Origin of the sequence: Variovorax sp. OK605, from assembly GCF_900115445.1 — a bacterium.
In the GTDB taxonomy this organism is placed as follows: Bacteria; Pseudomonadota; Gammaproteobacteria; order Burkholderiales; family Burkholderiaceae_C; genus Variovorax.
Genome location: NZ_FOWL01000015.1, coordinates 110997 through 128882 on the forward strand (window position 1 = coordinate 110997; position 17886 = coordinate 128882).

Genomic DNA, 17886 nt, shown 5'->3' on the forward strand with positions numbered 1-17886 from the left:
TCGGCTTCCTTCGATGGCCTACAGCAGCGGCGCGCGCAGGCTCAGGCGCGTGCCCTGGCCCAGCGCCGAAGCGATGTGCAGCTCACCGCCGATCTCGCGCGCCCGCTCGCTCATGCTCAGCAGCCCGAGCGCGCTGCCGCCGGGCGCGGCGGTGTCGAAGCCGCAACCGTCGTCGTGCAGCGCCAGGTGCAGTTGTTCGTTCGCCACCCGCAGCGTGACGGCCACGTGGCGTGCCTTCGAATGGCGCGACACGTTGGTCAGGCCCTCCTGGAAGATCCGGTACACGGCCATCGTGCGCCGCGGCAGCAGGCGCAGCGTGTCCGCTTGCGCGTCGAGGCTGTGCGGCACGCCCGAGCGGCGCGTGAACTCGCGCAGCTCGTTGGCCAGCGCCGCCGACAGGTCGAGATGGTCGAGCGCGCTGGGGCGCAGCGCCTCGGAGATCTGCTTGACGGTGTCGATGGTCTGCTGCGTGAGCGCGATCAGGCCTTGCGTGAGCGCCTGCATCTCGGGGCTTTCCGCGCGGCGCTGGATGCGGGTCGCGTCCATCTTGATCGAGGTGAGCATGCCGCCCAGCACGTCGTGCACGTCGCGCGCCATGGCCAGGCGCTGCTCCTCGAGCTTGTTGGCGGTGTAGGCGGCCAGCGCCTGCAGCTGTTCGCGCGAGCGGCGCAACTCTTCTTCGTTGCGCACGCGGTCGGTCACGTCCACGCCCACGCCCATCACCGCCGGCCGGCCGCGGTAGGTGATGCGCGAGCCGTGCACCTCCACCAGCCGCACGCCGCCGTCGCGGTGCATGCCGCGCGTGATGAAGTGCATGCTCGGCGGCGAGCTCGCGAGCCGGTCGCGGATGCGCGAGCGCACCACCTCCAGGAAGTCGGGCGGCACGATCTGCGCGAGCGACATGCCCGTGACCTCTTCGGCCGTGTAGCCCGCAATGCCGGCCCAGGTGGCGTTGCTGTAGACGAAGCGGTCGTCCTGGATCACGTAGATGCCCGCGACCATCTGCTCCACGAGGGTGTGGAAGGAGAGGTCGGGCAGGCTGCTGCGTTCGGGATCGGTGAGGTCGGTCACGTCTGTCGCAAGGCGCGCGTAGCGAGGGGCGTGGGCATGATAGGGCGGCGCTGCGCGCCTGCGGCGGCCGGTTGCGGGTTTGCGAGCAGCGGGCTTGTCTGGAGGAGAGGGCGGAAGATTCCTATGGCCGCGCGTCGGGCAGTCGCCGCAGCGCCGGGTAGGGGTTGATCGCAACGCCTTGCCACCAGTGCTTTTCCGGCCCCAGCACGAACACGGCGAAGTGAAGGTGCGGCGCATCCGCGCTCGCGTTGCCCGTGCTGCCGACATAGCCGATGAGGTCGCCCCGCTTCAACGCCATGCCCTCGCGAATGCCTTCTGCATACCGGTCGAGGTGCGCGTAGTAGTAGGCCAGCTTGCCCGAGGGGTCGAACTGGTAGACCGTGATGCCGCCGGGCACGCTGTTGAACAGCTTGACCAGCGTACCGTCGTCGGCCGCGCGCACCGGCGTGCCGCGCGGCGCCATGATGTCTAGCGCTTCATGCGGCCCGCCCGAGCGGCCGTCGGCGAAGGTGTCGCGCAGCGCCTGCGGGCGCACGCCGTCGACGGGCATGGCGAGCGGGCGGGCATCGAGCAACGCCGTTGCGTCTTGCGTTGCCGCCGGCTGGGCCATGGCGCACGAGGCCGACACGACCAGGCCGAACGCGCAGCCCGCCAGCCTGAACATGGCGCCGTGCATGGCCCGCGCGCTCAGGCCTTCACCTCGACCGCGAACCCCGGCTTGGCCAGTTGGGCCACGCGCGCGGCGTTCCAGTTGGTCAGGTGGATGCAGCCATTGGTTTCCTCGTGGCCCACGCGGTCCGGCGCCGGCGTCCCGTGGATGCCCCAGTGCGGCTTCGACAGGCCCATCCAGATGTCGCCCACCGGGTTGTTCGGGCCCGCCGCCACGTCGACCTTCTGCGCATTCGCCGGCACGCCCTTCTTCAGAAGGGCGGGGTTGTAGGTGAAGGTGGGGTTCTTCACCTCGCTGGTGATCTTCATCTTGCCGAGCGGCAACGGGTCGAGCGGCCCGCCGATGCTGATCGGAAAGCCGGCCAGCGGCTTGCCCGCGCGGTCGAGCACGAAGAGCATGTGGTTGCCCTTGTCGATCTCGATCGACTTGGCCGCCGAGACCACGCCGGCGTCGGCGCCGGTCGTGGCGTTGACCACGACGATGGTGTCGCCGGCGGTGAAGCCCGAGCCCTTGTTCAGGTCCTTGAGCAGGCGCGGCGACATGTGGTTGCGCTCGGCCAGGGCCTCGTGGATGTTCTCGTAGTCGAGCGACTTGAGCTTGGCGCGTTCGGCCATGTCCTTCGGCGTGGCGGTGAACGGGCCTGCCGCGTCTTTCTCGGTGATGGTGTAGGCCACGAACAGCGGGGCGCTGTCTTTCGTCAGCGCGTCCCAGGTTGCCGCGTCGACCTTGCCCGTGGTCGCGATGCCGCTGGCTTCCTGGAAGGCCGTGACCACGCGGCGCATGTTGGCGCCGAAGCCACCGTCGATCTCGCCAGGGGAGAACCAGGCGCGGTCGAGCAGGATCTGCGCGCGGACCACCGCCGCGCCGCGCGTGCCTTGGGCGAGCGTCGGGGTGCTCTTGGCGGCCTCGAGCTTCTCGATGCTGGCGCTGGCGGATGTGGAAGCGGGAGCGGACGCAGACCGGGCAGCCCATGCGGCCCAGGGCGTCAGCAAGGCGGCCGTTGCGGCCGAGCTCGCCAGGAAGAACCGGCGGGAAAGCGTGGAATGCGGCATGTGGTCTCGATGGGAAGAAGTCCAGGCTTCAACCTAGCCACGCGGCGCCCGTCGCCTTGTAGTCTGGCGCCGGCTCGCGGCTTAGGTTCACACCCCATGGTTCGCGGGCCCGTGCGGCCGTCTTCAGGGGCGCTTCTAGATGCACTCCTGGAAGCGCTGCGCCGCCGAGGTCTGCCCGCCGGGCGGCAGCGCGAGCGCAATGCCGATGGCCGTCTGCGCGCCCGGCCCTGAGAGTTTCTTGAAGACGATGTTGCGCGCCACATGCCGCGCCGCGACCGAGGGCACCAGCGCCACGCCCAGGCCGCTCTCGACCAGGCTGATGAGCGTCTGCACCTGCACCGCCTCCTGCTGCACGTTGGGAATGAAGCCCGCCTGCTGGCAGGCCAGCAGCGCCGCGGCGTGCAGGCCCGGCACCTCCATGGCGCCGTACATCACGAAGATCTCGTCGGCCAGGTCGGCCAGCGTGAGCCGCCGGCGCCGCGCCAGCGGATGGTCGACCGACAGCGCCGCCATGAACACGTCGCGCTCCGCCGGAAAGATGCGCGCCTTGCAGGCCCGCCCGATGGGAAAGCGCACGAGGCCCACGTCGACGTCGCCGTTCTCCACCATGCCGACGATGCGCGCGGTGGTCGATTCGGCCAGCTGCAGGTGCACCCCCGGATACCGCGCGCGAAAGCTCGGCAGCACGCGCGGCATCAGCGCATAGGTGGCCGAGCCCACGAAGCCCACGCGCAGCGTGCCCGCCTCGCCGCGCGACGCCGCCTGCGCCGCCAGTGCGAACTGCTCGCTGTGGAACACGGCGCGCCGCGCGTTCTCCAGCGCCGCCGCGCCGGCCGGCGTGAGCTCGGTGCCGCGCCGGTTGCGCAGGAACAGCGGCACGCCCACCTGCTCCTCGAGCCGCCGTATCGAGGCCGACAGCGGCGGCTGCGCCATGTGCAGCCGCTCGGCCGCGCGGTGGAAGTTGAGCGTCTCGGCCAGCGCGATGAAGTGGCGAAGTTGGCGTGTGTCCATGATCTCCAAAAGGTATCACAGGGCGGAAATTTGATATTGGACGGCAGCGCTGCACTTTTTCAGAATGGGCGCCAGGAGACAACCAGACGATGCTTCCCCTTCAGGGTGTGAAAGTGCTCGACCTCTCGAGCGTGGTGTTCGGACCGTTGGCGAGCCAGACGCTCGCCGACTACGGTGCCGAGGTGATCAAGATCGAGCCGCCCGAGGGCGACTCCACCCGCCACACCGGCCCGGCCGCCGAGGCCGGCATGTCGGCCGTGTTCCTGGGCAGCAACCACAGCAAGAAGAGCGTGGTGCTCGACCTCAAGCGCCCGGCGGCGCGCGAGGCGCTGATGGCGCTGCTGGCCGATGCCGACGTGTTCATGCACAGCATGCGGCCGCAGAAGCTCGCGCCGCTGGGCATCGACCCCGAGACGCTCACCGAGCGCTTCCCGCGGCTGGTGTATGCCGGCCTGCACGGCTTTGCGCAGGGCGGGCCGTATGCGGGGCGGCCGGCTTACGACGACGTGATCCAGGGCATGTCGGGCCTGTCCGCGCTCATGGAGCAGCAAGGCGGCGAGGCGCGCTACCTGCCCACCATCGCGGCCGACAAGACCTGTGCGCTGGTCGGCGCGCAGGCCATTCTTGCGGCGCTGTTCCAGCGCGAGCGCACGGGGCGCGGCTGCTTCGTGGAAATTCCGATGTTCGAGACCATGGTGGCCTTCAACCTCGTGGAGCACCTGTACGGCCGGCACTTCGAGCCGCCGCTGGCCGCCGCCGGCTACCCGCGCGTGCTCACGCCGTGGCGCCGCCCGTGGCGCACGGCCGACGGGCACATCTGCATGATGCCGTACACCACGCAGCACTGGCAGCGCTTCTTTAACGAGGTGGGCGAGCCGGCCGTGGCGAGCGACCCGCGCTTCGCCGACATGGCGGCGCGCACGCGGCACATCGGCGAGCTGCTGGAGCTGGCCGGGCGCTTCGTGGCGCGCGGCACCACCGCGCAGTGGCTGGCCACCTGCGAACGGCTGGAGATTCCGGCCGCGCCCATCAGCCGGCTCGACGACCTGCCCGACGACCCGCACCTGGTGGCAACCGGCTTCTTCACCGAGCTCGACGACGCCCGCATGGGCACCGTGCGCTTCCCCGGCGTGCCCGTGAAGTTCAACGGCACGCGTGCGCCGGTCGGCATGCCGCCGCGCCTGGGCGAGCACACGCGCCAGAGCCTCGAGGCCGCGGGCCTGTCGGCCGCGCAGGTCGAACAGCTGATCACCGACGGCGCCGCGCGCGCTCCTTCTTTCAACGCCACCCCGGAACCGACACGATGAACGCACCCGCAGACCGCTCGCCCGAATTCGCCACGCTGCCCCGCCTGGGGCAGGGCTTCGTCTGGCAGGACCTGGCCGTGGGCCAGCGCCTGCGCACCTTCCGCCGCACCGTCACCGAGACCGACCTCGTCAACTTCATCGGCGTGACCGGCATGCTCGAGGCGATCTTCATCGACGCCGGCTACGAAGGCAGCGCCATCGCCGGCCGGCCGGTGCCCGCCGCGCTCACCTACACGCTGATCGAAGGCTTCATCCTGCAGACCATGATCCAGGGCACCGGGCTCGCCATGCTCGAGCTGGTGCAGAAGATCCACGCGCCGGTGCGGGTGGGCGACAGCATCGAGGCCGTGGTCGAGGTGACCGGCATCCGCCCGACCTCGAAAGGCGGCCGCGCCATCGTCGATTCGCGCATCGAGGTGTTCAACCAGCACGGGCGCTGCGTCATGCACTACGACGCGCGCCGCCTGCTCGCGGGCCGCGCGGACACGGCTTCCTGATTCCGGCAACCGCGGAACGAATTTCAAAAACAGCAACGGAGACAAGAAGACATGCAGATCACCACCTCGGCTACATCGGCTACATCGGCCAACTCGGCCATTCGACGCGCTGCCCATCGGCGCACCTTCACGCTGGCCACCGGCGTCGCATTGCTCGGCTTCGCGTTCGCGAGCCCGGCCGCCTTCGCGCAAGGCCCCGCTGCCTACCCCGTCAAGCCCATCACCATGGTCGTGCCGTTCCCGCCCGGCGGCCCGACCGACCTGGTCGCGCGCGTGCTCGCGCAGAAGCTCGGCGAGCAGATGGGCCAGAGCATCCTGGTGGACAACCGCGGTGGCGCCAACGGCAACATCGGCGCACAGGTGGTGGCCAAGGCGCCGGCCGACGGCTACACCATCCTCTACAACACCTCGTCGATCACGCTGAGCCCGGCGCTCTACAAGAGCGTGTCCTACGACGTGCAGAAAGACTTCGCCCCCGTCGCGCTGGTGGCCGTGGTGCCGCTCGCGCTGGTGGTGCACCCGTCGGTGCCCGCCAACAACGTCAAGGAGTTCGTGGCCTACGCCAAGGCGCATCCGGGCAAGCTGTCGTACGGCTCGGCGGGCAACGGCAACGTCACGCACCTGGGCGCGTTCCAGTTCGTGCAGGCCAACGGCATTGAGGCCACGCACGTGCCCTACAAGGGCAGTGCGCCGGCCGACGTCGACCTGGTGGGCAACCAGATCCAGTTCATGACCGACACCGTCAACTCGGTGATGGGCTTCGTGCGCGACAAGCGCCTGAAGATGCTGGCCGTGACCACCGGCAAGCGCATGTCGCTGTTCCCCGGCGTGCCCACGCTGGCCGAGTCGGGCATGCCCGGTTTCGAGGTGGGCGCATGGCAGGGCGTGATGGTGCCCGCGGGCACGCCGCCGGCGGTGGTGGAGAAGCTCAACGCCGAGATCGTCAAGGCCCTGAAGTCGCCCGACGTGCGCGAGCGCCTGGCGCTGCAGGGTGCCGAGCCGCTGGGTTCCTCGCCGCAGGAGTACGGCGACTACGTGAAGAAGGAGCTGGCCCGCTGGGCCGGCGTGGTCAAGGCCACGGGCGTGACGCTCGATTGAAGGAGAGATGCACATGTCCTTCAAGCCCCGATTCATCGCACCCCTGCTGGCCCTGGCCGCCGTGTTCGGCACCGGCCACGCCGCGGCGCAGGCCGCGTCCGACTTCCCATCGAAGCCCATCAAGTTCGTCGTGCCGTTCCCGCCGGGCAGCGGCACCGACACCTCGGCGCGCTACTTCAGCCGCAAGCTCACCGAGCTCACGGGCCAGCCGGTGGTGGTCGAGAACAAGCCCGGCGCCAACGGCTTCATCGCCGTGAAGGCGGTGCTCTCCGCACCGGCCGACGGCTACACCGTTTTCGTCGGCAGCAACTCCACGCTCGCGGTGAACGTGGCGCTGTTCAAGGCGCTGCCCTACGACCCGGTGGCCGACCTGTCGCCGCTCACGATGATGATGCGATCGCCCGCGCTGCTCGTGGTGCCCGGCAACTCCGAGTACAAGACGCTGCCCGAGCTCATTGCGGGCGCCAGGGCCAAGCCCGGCGCGCTCAACTACGGCGCGGGCTCGGCCGGCTACCAGCTGATGTCCGAGCTCTTCAACGACGCGGCCAAGGTGCACACCGCCCACGTGCCGTTCAAGGGCGCGGGCGAGGCGGCGATCGCGGTGGTCTCGGGCACGGTGAACATGGCCTTTGCCGAGATCACCAGCGTGCAGGAACTGGCCAAGTCGGGCAAGGTGCATGCGCTGGCCGTGGCGGCCGACAAGCGCGTGCCCGCGCTGCCCTCGGTGCCCACGGCCAGCGAGGGCGGCCTGCCGGGCTTTGCGGCCTACACCTGGGTCGGTGCGATGGTGTCCTCGAAGACGCCGAAGGCCGAGACCGACAAGCTGGCCGCCTTGCTCACCAGGATCGAACAGATGCCCGAGACCCGCGAGTTCTACGAGCGCATCGGCGCCGAGGTGATGCGCGGCGGCCCCGAGGAAATGCGCGCCTTCCAGGCCGCCGAGATCCAGCTGTGGAAGCGCATCGCGGTCAAGGCCAACGTCGAGCAGCAATGAGCGAGCGCCATGAGGAGCCAGCCATGAAGAAGCAGCCCGCCGCGGGTGCGCTGTCGCACATTCGCGTGCTCGACCTGTCGCGCGTGCTGGCCGGCCCCTGGGCCAGCCAGACGCTGGGCGACCTGGGTGCCGAGGTCATCAAGGTCGAGCGGCCCGGGCGCGGCGACGACACGCGCCTGTGGGGCCCGCCGTTCCTGAAGGACCGCGAGGGCGCCGACACGCGCGACTCGGCCTACTACCTGTGCGCCAACCGCAACAAGAAGTCGGTCGCCATCGACTTCACCACGCCGGCGGGGCAGGCGCTGGTGCGCGACATGGCCAGGCGGTGCGACGTGGTCATCGAGAACTTCAAGGTCGGCGGCCTCGCGCAGTACGGGCTCGACCACGCGTCGCTGCACGCCGTCAATCCGCGCCTGGTGTACTGCTCCATCACCGGCTTCGGCCACACCGGGCCGTATGCCGAGCGCGCGGGCTACGACTTCCTCATGCAGGGCATGGGCGGGCTCATGAGCATCACCGGCCGCGCCGACGGCGAAGAGGGCGCGGGCCCGGTGAAGGTGGGCGTGGCGCTCACCGACATCCTCACCGGCCTGTATGCGAGCACCGCCATCCTGGCCGCGCTGCAGTCGCGCGACCTCACGGGCGTGGGCCAGCACATCGACCTGGCGCTGCTCGACGTGCAGGTGGCATGCCTGGCCAACCAGGGCATGAACCACCTCTACGGCGGCTCGCCCCGGCGCATGGGCAACGCGCACCCCAACACCGTGCCGTACCAGGACTTTCCGACGCAGGACGGCCACATGATCCTGGCCATCGGCAACGACGGCCAGTTCGGCAACTTCTGCCGCGCCGCCGGCCACGCTGAATGGGCCGAGGACGCGCGCTTCGGCACCAACGCCGACCGCATCGCCAACCGCGTGGCGCTCATCGCGCTCATGCGCGCGCTCACCGTCACGCGCACCACGGCCGAGTGGATCGCGCTGTTCGAACAGGTGGGCGTGCCCTGCGGTCCCATCAACACCATCGCCGACGTGTTCGAAGACCCGCAGGTGAAGGCGCGCGGCACGAAGATCCACATGACGCACCCGGTGGCCGGCAAGATCCCGCTGGTGGCCAGCCCGCTGCGCATGTCGCAGACGCCGGTGCAGTACCGCCACGCGCCCCCGCTGCTGGGGCAGGACACGCAGGACGTGCTGCGCGACCTGATGGGCATGACGCCCGAGGCCGTGGCCGATTTGATGCAACAAGGAGTGGTGCAATGAGTGCATTGACCTCGCTGTCGATGACGGCGATTCCGCCCGAAGACGAGGCGCTGCGCGCGCCCGTGCGGGCCTTTCTGTCCGACGCGCTGGCCCATGTGCCGGCGCATGTGCGCGCCAAGTCGTGGTCGGGCTACGACAGCGCCTTCAGCCGTGAACTGGGCCGGCGCGGCTGGCTCGGCATCACGCTGCCCAAGGCCTACGGCGGCGGTGGCCGCAGCGCCTTCGCGCGCTACGTGCTGGTGGAAGAGTTCCTGAACTTCGGCGCGCCCGTGGGCTCGCACTGGATCGCCGACCGGCAGAGCGGTCCGCTCATCCTGAAGTACGGCACCGAGGCGCAGAAGCGCTTCTACCTGCCGCCCATCTGCCGCGGCGAATCTTTCTTCTGCATCGGCATGAGCGAGCCCAACGCCGGCTCCGACCTGGCCAGCGTGCGCACCCGCGCCGTGCGCACGGCCGAGGGCTTCACGCTGAACGGCCAGAAGATCTGGACCACCAACGCGCACCACTGCCAGTACATGATCGCGCTGGTGCGCACCTCCGGCGACGCGCAGGACCGGCAGAAGGGCCTGTCGCAGGTCATCGTCGACCTGTCGCTGCCCGGCGTCACCGTGCGGCCCATCACCGACCTGTCGGGCGACTCGCATTTCTGCGAGGTGTTCTTCGACAACGTGGCGCTCGCACCCGACGCGCTCATCGGCGAGGAGGGCAAGGGCTGGGAGCAGGTCACGGCCGAACTGGCCTTCGAGCGCAGCGGACCCGAGCGCCTGTTCTCCAGCATCGTGCTGTTCGACGAATGGCTGGCCTTCGTGCGCACCGAGGCGGGCCGCACGCCGGCTGCGGTGCGGCTGGCGGGCAAGATCCTGAGCCAGCTCGCGCCGCTGCGCGCCATGTCGCTGGCCGTCACCGAGAAGGTGGCGCAGGGCGGGAGCCCCATCGTCGAGGCGGCCCTCGTGAAAGACCTGGGCACCGGCGTGGAGCAGCTCATTCCCGCGGCCATTGCCGACGACCTCCATGCGCGAGACGGGCAGGACATACCGCTCGAGTTGCTGCGCACGCTCGACTACGTGACGCAGGTGGCGCCGTCGTTCTCGCTGCGCGGCGGCACGCGCGACATCCTGCGCGGAATGATTGCGCGCGGCCTCGGCCTGCGCTGAAAGGAACCCGGACGATGGACGAGATCTACATCGACGCCCTGCGTGGCGTGCTGAGCGACCGCTGCACGCTGCAAGCCGTGCGCGACATCGAAGGCGGGCAATCGCCCGAGGCGCTGTGGGAGGCGATCGAGGAATCGGGCTTCGCCGATGCGCTGCTGCCGGAGGCCGAGGGCGGCGCGGGCCTTTCGCTGGCCGAGGCGTTTCCCTTGCTCGAGCTCTGCGGTGCCTTCGTGGTGCCCGTGCCGCTGGCCGAGACCATGCTGGCGCGCGCGCTGCTGGCCCAGGCCGGCGTGCCGCGGCCCGGCGGCAGCATTGCGCTGGCGCAAGGCCGCATGCAGGGCGACGGCACGCTGGTGTGCGACCGCGTGAGCTTCGGCCGCGTGGCCGACTGGGTGCTCGCGGGCGTGGGCAAGACCTGCCTGCTGCTGCCGGCGGACGCAGCCACGCGCACCGCTGCGGTGTCGGCGCTGGACGCCACGCTGGCGTGGCCGGCATCGGCGCAGGCCGGGGCGCAAGCGGTGCCGGGCGTGGCCGACGTGCGCGTGCCGCTGGCCTGCGTGCTGGCCGCGCAGCTCGCGGGCGCGCTGATGAGCGTGTTCACGCGCACGCTGCAGTACGCCAACGACCGCAACCAGTTCGGCCGGCCCATCGGCAAGTTCCAGGCCATCCAGCACCAGCTCAGCGTCATTTCGGAACATGCCTTCGCTGCCCGCATGGCGGCGCAGATGGGTTGCAGCACCGACCGCCTGCGCGTGGCCATCGCCAAGGCCCGCACCAGCGAGGCCGCGCTCGAGGTGGCGGCGCTGAGCCATTCGATCCACGGCGCCATCGGCTTCACCGAGGAGTTCGACCTGCAGGTGTACACGCGCCGCCTGCACACCTGGCGCCAGGCCGGCGGCTCGGAGTCGTACTGGCACGACGTGGTCGGCGGCGAGCTGGTCGACCGCCGCCAGGGCCTTGCGCTCGACCTCGTCCGCGACACCACCGACCTTGCCTGAAAGAGAACACCCATGACCACATTCCTGAAGACCGAGCGCGACGGCGCCATCCTCACGCTGACCATGAGCCAGCCCGAGACCCGCAACGCGCTCACGGGCAACAGCGCGGTCGACGAGATCGTGCAGGCCTGCGCGCAAGTCACGCTGGACCGCGGCATCCGCGTGGTGGTGCTCACCGGCGCCGGCCCCGTGTTCAGCTCGGGCGGCAACGTGAAGGACATGCAGCGCTACGAGAAAGAGGGTCTCTCGCCCGAGGTCATCCGCGAGGAGTACCGCAACGGCATCCAGCGCCTGCCCAAGGCGTTGTACAACCTCGACGTGCCCGTCATCGCAGCGGTGAACGGCCCCGCCGTGGGCGCGGGCATGGACCTGACCTGCATGTGCGACATCCGCATCGCGTCGGAGAGGGCGACCTTCGCCGAGAGCTTCGTCAAGGTCGGCATCGTGCCGGGCGACGGCGGCGCGTGGCTGCTGCCGCGCGTGGTGGGCATGTCGAAGGCCTCGGAGATGGCGTTCACCGGTGACGCGCTCGACGCGCAGGAGGCGCTGGCCTGCGGCCTGGTGTCGCGCGTGGTGCCGCATGAAGCGCTGATGGCAGAGAGCCTGAAGCTCGCGGCGCGCATTGCCGCCAACCCGGGCGGCGTGCTGCGCATGACCAAGCGGCTGCTGCGCGAAGGCGAACGCAGCACGCTCGAATCGCTGCTTGAAATGTCGGCGGGCTACCAGGCGATCGCGCACATGACCGGCGATCACCGCGAGGCTGTGCGTGCGTTCGTCGAGAAGCGGCCGCCGCGGTTTGAGTGAGGGGGCGGCTCTTCCTTCAGCGCGCCGCAGAGGTTCGGGCGATGCGCTCCCGATGGGAAGCCGGTTTCAGGGGCGCTTCTGCAGTTCCTTCATCAGCTTGTCGGCGAGGAAGAACATCGGCGTGCGAGGCTCGTCCTTGCAAGCCTTGTCCAGCCAGGCCGAAATCCTGACGGCCGACGGCAATGCCACCGCCGTCTTGGGGTCGGCGTAAGCGTGGGTCATGTTCGCACCCGAGAGATAGCCTTGCATCCAGGTGACGGTGAGGTATTCGTCGACTCTTCTGGTGGCGTCCCGGTTAGCTGCCCGCGCAGCAACCCACCGGTCGCAGCTGTCGTCATCGGTTGCGATGCCCACGACGACATCGTCGCCGGGCGCGATCGCCGCGTTGGCGGCTCCGGTCGTCAGGAGAGTGATTGCAAGGACGGCGGCGGCAAAGAGGTGTGGATGGGTCATGCGCAGATTTTCCCTGATGCCCCGACGAGTTCTACGCGGCAGTCGCCGGCCTCGCCGCTGCCGCGTCATTGGAACTGCTCAGCTCACCGCGCAGCCCATGTCCGCAAGCAGCCAGGCAGCACATGCCTGTGCACAGCGCTCGCATCAAGGCAGCGGGCGAGAAAAAACGTTCACCAGGCTGCCGTCCGGGTCCCGCAGCAGCAGCGAGCGGTTGCCCCAAGGCATCGTCGTGGGTTCCTGAACGACCTCGGCGGAAGTCGGCAGCGACGGCAGCAAGGCATCCACATCCTCGACCTCGAATTCGAGAATTGCCGAGCGGTTGGCTGCCGCGGGCGCCGCGCCCGCGTTGAAGCGCTGGATCAGTTGCTGCGCGCTGATCGCGAGTGTCGCGCCGGGCAACCGCAACTCGCAGAAGCCGTCGGCAAGATGCATGGCGGGCACGCCGGACAGGCGGGTGTAGAAGGAGGCGAGACGTTCGACGTCGTTCGTCACAAGGCGGACCGAGGCAAATTTCAAGGGGGTTCTCCCGCTGTTGGAATGAGCCGCGAGTCTAGAAAAGCACGCTGTCAGATTCCGGCAGTATGGTGAGCCCGCTGGCCGCGAGCGTTCGGCGCCATTCGTACAGCAGAATCTCCCGCCGCCGCGGCGAAGGCTCGTCCAGCGGCTCCAGTTCAACGATGCGGTCGGCATGGAAATTCCGGAAGTCGCCGCGCAGCTCGCACCAGGCCGCCAACACCCGCGCCTGCTCGAAATACACCACGGCGAATGGCCAGATCACCCGGTGCGAAACCGCATCCTGCTTGTCACGGTAGGTGAGCTTCAGCTTGAGGCCGTCACGTATCGCCGCGCGCATCGGCTCGAGCGCCGCGGCGGTCGACACCTGTCGCAGGCTGGTGCCCACGAGCAGCGCGGAGGTTTCCAGCTCGCGCCGCAAGGTGCGGGGAAGCACGGCGGCGATGCGCGCCGCGGCGTCGCGTGCGCCCGCCGCAAGGGCCGGGTCACCGCGCTCGGCCACCCAGCGCATGCCCAGCATCAGCGCCTCGATCTCGACCGAGCGAAACATGAGCGGCGGCAGCACGAAGCCAGGCTTGAGCACATAGCCGAACCCCGGCTCCCCGTCGATCTCGGCACCTTGCGCCTTCAGGCTCGCGATGTCCCGGTACAACGTTCGCAGGCTCACGTCCATCTCGCGCGCCAGCGCCTGTCCGCTGACGGGCCCGCGCTGGCGACGCAGGACCTGCATGAGTTGCAAGAGACGTTCGGATCGCGACATCGCGCGATGTTAGGGCAGTGGAACAAGCGTCCGTTCTCAGGCACTTCAGTCGGCGTGGCGGGCGACAGCAATGGCGCGCGACGCAGTCACTGCGGCTCAGCCGCGATCGAAGAAAACCCCCACGCAGAGCGCCACGCCCGCGACGTAGAGCAACCAGGTCTGCGCAACTGCATAGGGATAGAGCATCAGCGCGACGCCGAGCCATCTGCTGCGCCGGCGGCCGGCGCGCTTTCCGCGGCGGTACACGGCGATTCCGATGAGGCCGAAGAGGACGGCCCCGAAGATGTACGCCGGGCTCGGGAGCGAGATGCCGAGCGACTGCAGTGTCTGCAAGCTGTCCATGGGTGTCAGGCCAGGAAGGTGGAGGGTACTGATCCGCGCGCCCGTGGCGTGATGCCGGCCACGAGCAGGCGTTTCGACCGAGCATCCCGAACGGGCAAAGAAAAACCCGCCGGAGCGGGTCAATGACAGCCCCCGAGGGAGGGAGGAGGAGAAGAAAAGCGGGCTGCCGGGGAACAGTGTCTGTTGTGGAACTTAGGGGAGACTTAAGTGGATGGGCGATCGGTATTGGCGCGGGGGGAGAGCCGTCATGAGCCGTCTCGCATCCCGACAGCCCGCGGCAGCCGCCGTGCCCCATCGCAGGCCCGGCGTTTCCGGTGGTCAGTGGCAAGTAAGCAGCAGGTAGGGACACTGCCGCATCGGACGGCCCGTGCCGTCCTCAGGAGGCCAGATGAAAAGCGCTACTTTTTGCTTGCCCATGGCCGCCGTCGCCGGCATCGGCTTTGCGCTCCTCGTGCATGCGCCGATCGGGAATGCGCAGCAGACCCAGGGGCCTTCCGAGGGCAAGGGATCGAGCACGGCGGCGCTTGCAAGCATCGATCTCGCGGCGGAATTCGAGGGCGGCTTGGGGCGTCAGCTTCGAGCGAGGCTCGTGACGATCGAACCGGGCGGGCACACCGCGTTCCACAGTCACACGGATCGCCCGACGTTGGAGTACGTCGTGCAAGGCGACGTCGTCGAGATTCGCAACGGCGTGGAGATTGCGCATCACCAGGGCGAAATGGTTCGCGCCGCCCACGATGTGTCGCATTGGTGGGAGAACCGGGGAACGGTGCCCGTGCTTTTGCTGCCGGTGGATGTCTTCAGGCCTTGAGTGCGCGGCACGAGGTGCCGATCGGCGCTGCGTCACGCAAGCTCAGGCCCGGCGCCGCCTCGGATCGGGAAAGCGCTCCCTCAGCGCCGGCGTGGGCCACGCCTCGTCGGCCGACGAGCTCAGTCCTGCCAGTGTCCACACCGCGTCCGCGTCGCGCCGTTCGAGGTCGCGCATGAGGCTGGCGAGCGCCTTGCTGTCTTTCAGCCGGTCGGTCTCGGCAAGGTCGCTGCGCAGCCAAGGCTCGGCATCGGCCGCATCCGGCAGGCCCTGCGTGCGCAGCAGGATGTGGCCGGGAAAGCGCTGCGCGACTAGCGCCTCGAAGGCTTCGTAGATCGGGCGGTAGCGCTCGCCGATGGCCGCGATCACGGCCTCGCGCCGGCTCGCCAGGCGCGACACGGCGCTGGCGTTGTCCGTGACGAGGTAGGGGTAGGTGGCGTCGGGCCCGAAGTCGTCCAGGCATTCGTCGCGATCGGCCGCGGCGTCTCCGTCGCCGATGTCGTACCCGTCGATGAAGCGCGCATGCCGAATGTCGCTCTCGCTGAACATGGCCCGCCAGAACAGCGGGAAGAAGGCGTTGGCCTCCAGCTCGGTGCCGTCGCCGAAGAAGCCTTGCCATTCGTTGCGGCTGCCCTCGGGCATGCGGGGCAGGGCCGAGCTGGACAGGTAGACAGGGTGTGACATGCGTTGCGCTCCTCTGTGTGTGCCCACCGGGGGGCGAGCGCGATCTTACGGACGGGGCGCGGCGATTACAGCTTTGTCATCTGGCTGTCGGGCAAGCGGTGGATTGGGTTTCTAGAGTGCGATGCGTGCCGCTGCTTTTCGCTCCTTTCCCACTCCTTGCATTCATTGCCGCTCACCAGGAACACCATGAAACACGCACTCCGCACCTCCGCGCTCTCGACCTTGCTCGCCATGGCCGCAGCCGGCGCCGCCGCATCGGGCTCGCATGCCGACGCCATCGGTGAACCCGGCGTGCCGGCCAAGGCCACGCGCACGGTGCAGGTCGACATGACCGACGGCATGCGCTTCACGCCCGCCGATGTTCGCGTGAAGCAGGGCGAGACCGTGCGCTTCGTGGTGAAGAACGCGGGCCAGCTGAAGCACGAGCTGGTGCTGGGCACCGAGCAGAGCCTGAAGGCGCATTACGAGGCCATGAAGAAGAACCCCGAGATGGAACATGCCGAGCCGAACATGGTGACGCTGGCGCCGGGCAAGACCGGCGAGGTCGTCTGGCGGTTCACGCACGCGGGCAAGGTCGATTTCGGCTGCCTGCAGCCGGGCCACTACGACGCGGGCATGAAGGGCGCGGTGACCGTCGCGGCCTTGCCCGCAGTCGACCGCCGGTAGCGTGCCAACCGGAAGCCGCCACTGCGCCCCGCCGCATGCAAACGGCGGTTGAAGAGGGCCGGAAGAACGGCCGCGATTGTTTCCGTCGCATGAACACCGCGGTTCTTTTTGCCTAGGGTTTTTACCTAACCAGCGGCGCACAATTCATCCCATGGACCAGCCCTTCAGCTGATCCAGGTAGCAAGAAACCTAAACCAATTGAAGGAAATCCAAATGACCGCCTCGAAGCTCCTCTCCGCCATCTCCATCGCCCTGCTGGCCGCCGCCGGTGCCGCCCATGCCGAAAGCTATGACGGTGTGCATCAACTGACCTCGGCCACCAGCCGCGCCGACGTCGCCAGCCAGGCCGTGGTCGCTGCACGCAGTGGCAACCCCTACGCCGACGGCGCCAACCAGGGCCCGGTGCAACTGATCGCCTCGACCACCAGCCGCGCCGCCGTCCGCGCCGAAGCCGTGGCCGCCGCGCACAGCGAGAACCCGTACGCCGAAGGCGTGACCTCGCGTGTCGCCCCGGTGCTGGCCAGCGGCCTCGACCGCTCCAGCGTGCGCGCCGCAGCCCGCGCCGCTGCACGTGGCGACGCGCTGCCGCTGTAAATTCGCCGACGCTGCCTCGCCTTGCCGGCGAGCGCAGGCGAACGAACAAAGGAAAAGCCGGACCCTGCGAAAGCGGGGCCCGGCTTTTCCTGTCTGTGAGGCAGAGGAGGTTGAAGAGGGAGAGGAGGGAGAGAGCTGGGAGCGGTGCCGCCGTCTCAGGCAACCCGCTCTTCGATCGGCCCCACGCGGTCCGGATAGAACGCCACGTGGTCCTTGATCTGCGAGACCGGGTCGTACGGTGCTTCGTAGGTCCACACCGCATTCACCGAGCGTTCGCCGCCGGCCGGAATGCTGTAGTAGTTGCACTCGCCCTTGTACGGGCAGTACGTGGCGTGCGACGTGCGCTCGAGCAGCGCCATCTTCACGTCCTTGCGCGGGATGTAGTGCACGGTGCCGAAGTGCGACTCGCGCAGCGTGAGCGCCTCGCGCGTGTCGGCGACGACGCACCCGTCGACCGACACGATCACGCGCAACGGATTGAGCGAGATGTTGATGGCATGGTCGGGGCCGGGGGTCTTGATCGTGCGTTCTGGCGTAGCGAACATAGGCAGGCTCCTTCGTTCAAGTCGGGCTGACGCAAGCATCGGCGGATGCGCATCTTGCCGCGATGGCGCAACGGTTTGAAGCCCCCTCGTAATCGGCCCATTGGCAGCATGGTTAAAGGCCGGATGGCCATCGGAATGGCTCTGGAAGCCTTTCGACCGCATTTTGAGATTCCGGACTGGTGGCTTCGCTGGAGCGCAAGCGCGCGCTCCCCTGCGAGGCTTCGGATACACCGTGGGCCGCCTCGTGGCCCTTGTTTCCTTGTGTTGCACTTCAGCCGTCGGCGAGCCGCAGGCCCACCGTGCCGCCGACGACCAGCGCGATGCAAGCGAGCCGCGCCGCGGACAACGCCTCGCCGAAGAACAGCACGCCCATCAGCACCACGCCGACCGAGCCGATGCCGGTCCATACCGCGTAGGCCGGGCCGAGCGGCAGGTAGCGCAGCGCGCGCGCCAGCAGGTAGATGCTGACGAGCGCGGTGAGCACGCCGACAACCGACGGCACGGGCCGCGTCCAGTCTTCCGATTGCTTGAGCGCGGCAGCCATGGCGATCTCGACGAGACCGGCCGCCAGGAGAAATACCCAGCCCATGAAAAAAACTCCTT

General features: G+C 69.0%; 22 protein-coding genes. 11 read left to right on the forward strand and 11 right to left on the reverse strand.

Annotated features, from left to right (window positions below; all coding sequences use genetic code 11):
* Positions 1 to 18: 18 nt before the first annotated feature.
* The 4 genes from BM013_RS30625 to BM013_RS30640 all read right to left on the reverse strand — a co-directional run bounded on the left by BM013_RS30625 (position 19) and on the right by BM013_RS30640 (position 3804).
* Positions 19 to 1071, reverse strand: a complete 1053-nt coding sequence (locus BM013_RS30625; protein ID WP_093132144.1) for a sensor histidine kinase — start codon at positions 1069 to 1071, stop codon at positions 19 to 21.
* A 121-nt stretch (positions 1072 to 1192) separates the two neighbouring features.
* Complete coding sequence (locus BM013_RS30630; RefSeq protein WP_093132146.1) at positions 1193 to 1747, reverse strand: M23 family metallopeptidase; 555 nt, start codon at positions 1745 to 1747, stop codon at positions 1193 to 1195.
* Positions 1748 to 1758: 11 nt separating this feature from the next.
* Positions 1759 to 2793, reverse strand: a complete 1035-nt coding sequence (locus BM013_RS30635) for a L,D-transpeptidase family protein (protein WP_093132148.1) — start codon at positions 2791 to 2793, stop codon at positions 1759 to 1761.
* 135 nt (positions 2794 to 2928) lie between these two features.
* The gene (locus BM013_RS30640) at positions 2929 to 3804 is read right to left on the reverse strand and encodes a LysR family transcriptional regulator (protein ID WP_093132270.1); all 876 of its coding nucleotides are present in this window, start codon (positions 3802 to 3804) and stop codon (positions 2929 to 2931) included.
* Between the two features lie 89 nt (positions 3805 to 3893).
* Between BM013_RS30640 and BM013_RS30645 the strand changes: the two genes are divergently transcribed.
* The 8 genes from BM013_RS30645 to BM013_RS30680 are packed head-to-tail and all read left to right on the forward strand — an operon-like array spanning position 3894 to position 11918.
* A complete protein-coding gene (locus BM013_RS30645) occupies positions 3894 to 5111 on the forward strand; it encodes a CaiB/BaiF CoA transferase family protein (RefSeq protein WP_093132150.1) in 1218 nt (405 codons plus the stop codon).
* Complete coding sequence (locus BM013_RS30650) at positions 5108 to 5608, forward strand: MaoC family dehydratase (protein WP_093132152.1); 501 nt, start codon at positions 5108 to 5110, stop codon at positions 5606 to 5608. The genes BM013_RS30645 and BM013_RS30650 overlap by 4 nt, the downstream gene beginning before the upstream one ends.
* A 51-nt stretch (positions 5609 to 5659) precedes the next feature.
* A complete protein-coding gene (locus BM013_RS30655) occupies positions 5660 to 6706 on the forward strand; it encodes a tripartite tricarboxylate transporter substrate binding protein (RefSeq protein ID WP_093132154.1) in 1047 nt (348 codons plus the stop codon).
* 13 nt (positions 6707 to 6719) lie between these two features.
* The gene (locus BM013_RS30660) at positions 6720 to 7700 is read left to right on the forward strand and encodes a Bug family tripartite tricarboxylate transporter substrate binding protein (protein ID WP_371281236.1); all 981 of its coding nucleotides are present in this window, start codon (positions 6720 to 6722) and stop codon (positions 7698 to 7700) included.
* 23 nt (positions 7701 to 7723) lie between these two features.
* Complete coding sequence (locus tag BM013_RS30665) at positions 7724 to 8962, forward strand: CaiB/BaiF CoA transferase family protein (RefSeq protein ID WP_093132158.1); 1239 nt, start codon at positions 7724 to 7726, stop codon at positions 8960 to 8962.
* Complete coding sequence (locus tag BM013_RS30670; RefSeq protein ID WP_093132159.1) at positions 8959 to 10116, forward strand: acyl-CoA dehydrogenase family protein; 1158 nt, start codon at positions 8959 to 8961, stop codon at positions 10114 to 10116. The genes BM013_RS30665 and BM013_RS30670 overlap by 4 nt, the downstream gene beginning before the upstream one ends.
* A 14-nt stretch (positions 10117 to 10130) precedes the next feature.
* Positions 10131 to 11114, forward strand: a complete 984-nt coding sequence (locus BM013_RS30675) for an acyl-CoA dehydrogenase family protein (RefSeq protein WP_093132161.1) — start codon at positions 10131 to 10133, stop codon at positions 11112 to 11114.
* A 12-nt stretch (positions 11115 to 11126) separates the two neighbouring features.
* Positions 11127 to 11918, forward strand: coding sequence for a crotonase/enoyl-CoA hydratase family protein (locus tag BM013_RS30680; protein ID WP_093132163.1), 792 nt, complete (start codon positions 11127 to 11129; stop codon positions 11916 to 11918).
* Positions 11919 to 11984: 66 nt separating this feature from the next.
* Here BM013_RS30680 and BM013_RS30685 read toward each other — a convergent pair whose 3' ends face one another.
* The 4 genes from BM013_RS30685 to BM013_RS30700 form a co-directional block, all read right to left on the reverse strand.
* Complete coding sequence (locus BM013_RS30685; RefSeq protein WP_093132165.1) at positions 11985 to 12371, reverse strand: hypothetical protein; 387 nt, start codon at positions 12369 to 12371, stop codon at positions 11985 to 11987.
* A 144-nt stretch (positions 12372 to 12515) separates the two neighbouring features.
* Positions 12516 to 12887: a VOC family protein gene (locus tag BM013_RS30690; RefSeq protein WP_093132167.1), complete on the reverse strand. Its 372-nt coding sequence runs from the start codon at positions 12885 to 12887 to the stop codon at positions 12516 to 12518.
* 34 nt (positions 12888 to 12921) lie between these two features.
* Positions 12922 to 13644: a helix-turn-helix transcriptional regulator gene (locus BM013_RS30695; RefSeq protein ID WP_093132169.1), complete on the reverse strand. Its 723-nt coding sequence runs from the start codon at positions 13642 to 13644 to the stop codon at positions 12922 to 12924.
* A 96-nt stretch (positions 13645 to 13740) separates the two neighbouring features.
* Positions 13741 to 13986 carry a hypothetical protein gene (locus BM013_RS30700; RefSeq protein WP_093132171.1) on the reverse strand — a complete coding sequence of 82 codons (246 nt, stop codon included), beginning with the start codon at positions 13984 to 13986 and terminating at the stop codon, positions 13741 to 13743.
* 388 nt (positions 13987 to 14374) lie between these two features.
* On the opposite strand from BM013_RS30700, the gene BM013_RS30705 reads away from it, so the two are divergent.
* Complete coding sequence (locus BM013_RS30705; protein WP_093132173.1) at positions 14375 to 14797, forward strand: cupin domain-containing protein; 423 nt, start codon at positions 14375 to 14377, stop codon at positions 14795 to 14797.
* A gap of 42 nt (positions 14798 to 14839) precedes the next feature.
* Here the strand turns inward: BM013_RS30705 and BM013_RS30710 are convergent, their stop codons facing one another.
* The gene (locus BM013_RS30710) at positions 14840 to 15478 is read right to left on the reverse strand and encodes a hypothetical protein (RefSeq protein WP_093132176.1); all 639 of its coding nucleotides are present in this window, start codon (positions 15476 to 15478) and stop codon (positions 14840 to 14842) included.
* A 186-nt stretch (positions 15479 to 15664) separates the two neighbouring features.
* Between BM013_RS30710 and BM013_RS30715 the strand changes: the two genes are divergently transcribed.
* Both BM013_RS30715 and BM013_RS30720 read left to right on the forward strand, forming a co-directional pair.
* The gene (locus BM013_RS30715; RefSeq protein WP_093132178.1) at positions 15665 to 16144 is read left to right on the forward strand and encodes a cupredoxin domain-containing protein; all 480 of its coding nucleotides are present in this window, start codon (positions 15665 to 15667) and stop codon (positions 16142 to 16144) included.
* A gap of 213 nt (positions 16145 to 16357) precedes the next feature.
* Positions 16358 to 16738, forward strand: coding sequence for a helicase SNF2 (locus BM013_RS30720; protein WP_093132180.1), 381 nt, complete (start codon positions 16358 to 16360; stop codon positions 16736 to 16738).
* Positions 16739 to 16893: 155 nt separating this feature from the next.
* Here BM013_RS30720 and BM013_RS30725 read toward each other — a convergent pair whose 3' ends face one another.
* Positions 16894 to 17283: a DUF427 domain-containing protein gene (locus tag BM013_RS30725; RefSeq protein WP_093132182.1), complete on the reverse strand. Its 390-nt coding sequence runs from the start codon at positions 17281 to 17283 to the stop codon at positions 16894 to 16896.
* Between the two features lie 271 nt (positions 17284 to 17554).
* Positions 17555 to 17872 carry a DMT family transporter gene (locus tag BM013_RS30730; protein ID WP_093132184.1) on the reverse strand — a complete coding sequence of 106 codons (318 nt, stop codon included), beginning with the start codon at positions 17870 to 17872 and terminating at the stop codon, positions 17555 to 17557.
* Between the last annotated feature and the right edge of the window lie 14 nt (positions 17873 to 17886).

Bases quoted from the DNA above. Each gene is read 5' to 3' on its own strand.
- BM013_RS30685 (WP_093132165.1), bottom strand. From the start codon at position 12,371: ATGACCCATCCACACCTCTTTGCCGCCGCCGTCCTTGCAATCACTCTC.
- BM013_RS30650 (WP_093132152.1), top strand. From the start codon at position 5,108: ATGAACGCACCCGCAGACCGCTCGCCCGAATTCGCCACGCTGCCCCGC.
- BM013_RS30725 (WP_093132182.1), bottom strand. From the start codon at position 17,283: ATGTTCGCTACGCCAGAACGCACGATCAAGACCCCCGGCCCCGACCAT.
- BM013_RS30645 (WP_093132150.1), top strand. From the start codon at position 3,894: ATGCTTCCCCTTCAGGGTGTGAAAGTGCTCGACCTCTCGAGCGTGGTG.
- BM013_RS30670 (WP_093132159.1), top strand. From the start codon at position 8,959: ATGAGTGCATTGACCTCGCTGTCGATGACGGCGATTCCGCCCGAAGAC.
- BM013_RS30675 (WP_093132161.1), top strand. From the start codon at position 10,131: ATGGACGAGATCTACATCGACGCCCTGCGTGGCGTGCTGAGCGACCGC.
- BM013_RS30700 (WP_093132171.1), bottom strand. From the start codon at position 13,986: ATGGACAGCTTGCAGACACTGCAGTCGCTCGGCATCTCGCTCCCGAGC.
- BM013_RS30695 (WP_093132169.1), bottom strand. From the start codon at position 13,644: ATGTCGCGATCCGAACGTCTCTTGCAACTCATGCAGGTCCTGCGTCGC.
- BM013_RS30660 (WP_371281236.1), top strand. From the start codon at position 6,720: ATGTCCTTCAAGCCCCGATTCATCGCACCCCTGCTGGCCCTGGCCGCC.
- BM013_RS30710 (WP_093132176.1), bottom strand. From the start codon at position 15,478: ATGTCACACCCTGTCTACCTGTCCAGCTCGGCCCTGCCCCGCATGCCC.
- BM013_RS30655 (WP_093132154.1), top strand. From the start codon at position 5,660: ATGCAGATCACCACCTCGGCTACATCGGCTACATCGGCCAACTCGGCC.
- BM013_RS30665 (WP_093132158.1), top strand. From the start codon at position 7,724: ATGAAGAAGCAGCCCGCCGCGGGTGCGCTGTCGCACATTCGCGTGCTC.
- BM013_RS30720 (WP_093132180.1), top strand. From the start codon at position 16,358: ATGACCGCCTCGAAGCTCCTCTCCGCCATCTCCATCGCCCTGCTGGCC.
- BM013_RS30680 (WP_093132163.1), top strand. From the start codon at position 11,127: ATGACCACATTCCTGAAGACCGAGCGCGACGGCGCCATCCTCACGCTG.
- BM013_RS30705 (WP_093132173.1), top strand. From the start codon at position 14,375: ATGAAAAGCGCTACTTTTTGCTTGCCCATGGCCGCCGTCGCCGGCATC.
- BM013_RS30715 (WP_093132178.1), top strand. From the start codon at position 15,665: ATGAAACACGCACTCCGCACCTCCGCGCTCTCGACCTTGCTCGCCATG.
- BM013_RS30730 (WP_093132184.1), bottom strand. From the start codon at position 17,872: ATGGGCTGGGTATTTCTCCTGGCGGCCGGTCTCGTCGAGATCGCCATG.
- BM013_RS30630 (WP_093132146.1), bottom strand. From the start codon at position 1,747: ATGCACGGCGCCATGTTCAGGCTGGCGGGCTGCGCGTTCGGCCTGGTC.
- BM013_RS30635 (WP_093132148.1), bottom strand. From the start codon at position 2,793: ATGCCGCATTCCACGCTTTCCCGCCGGTTCTTCCTGGCGAGCTCGGCC.
- BM013_RS30640 (WP_093132270.1), bottom strand. From the start codon at position 3,804: ATGGACACACGCCAACTTCGCCACTTCATCGCGCTGGCCGAGACGCTC.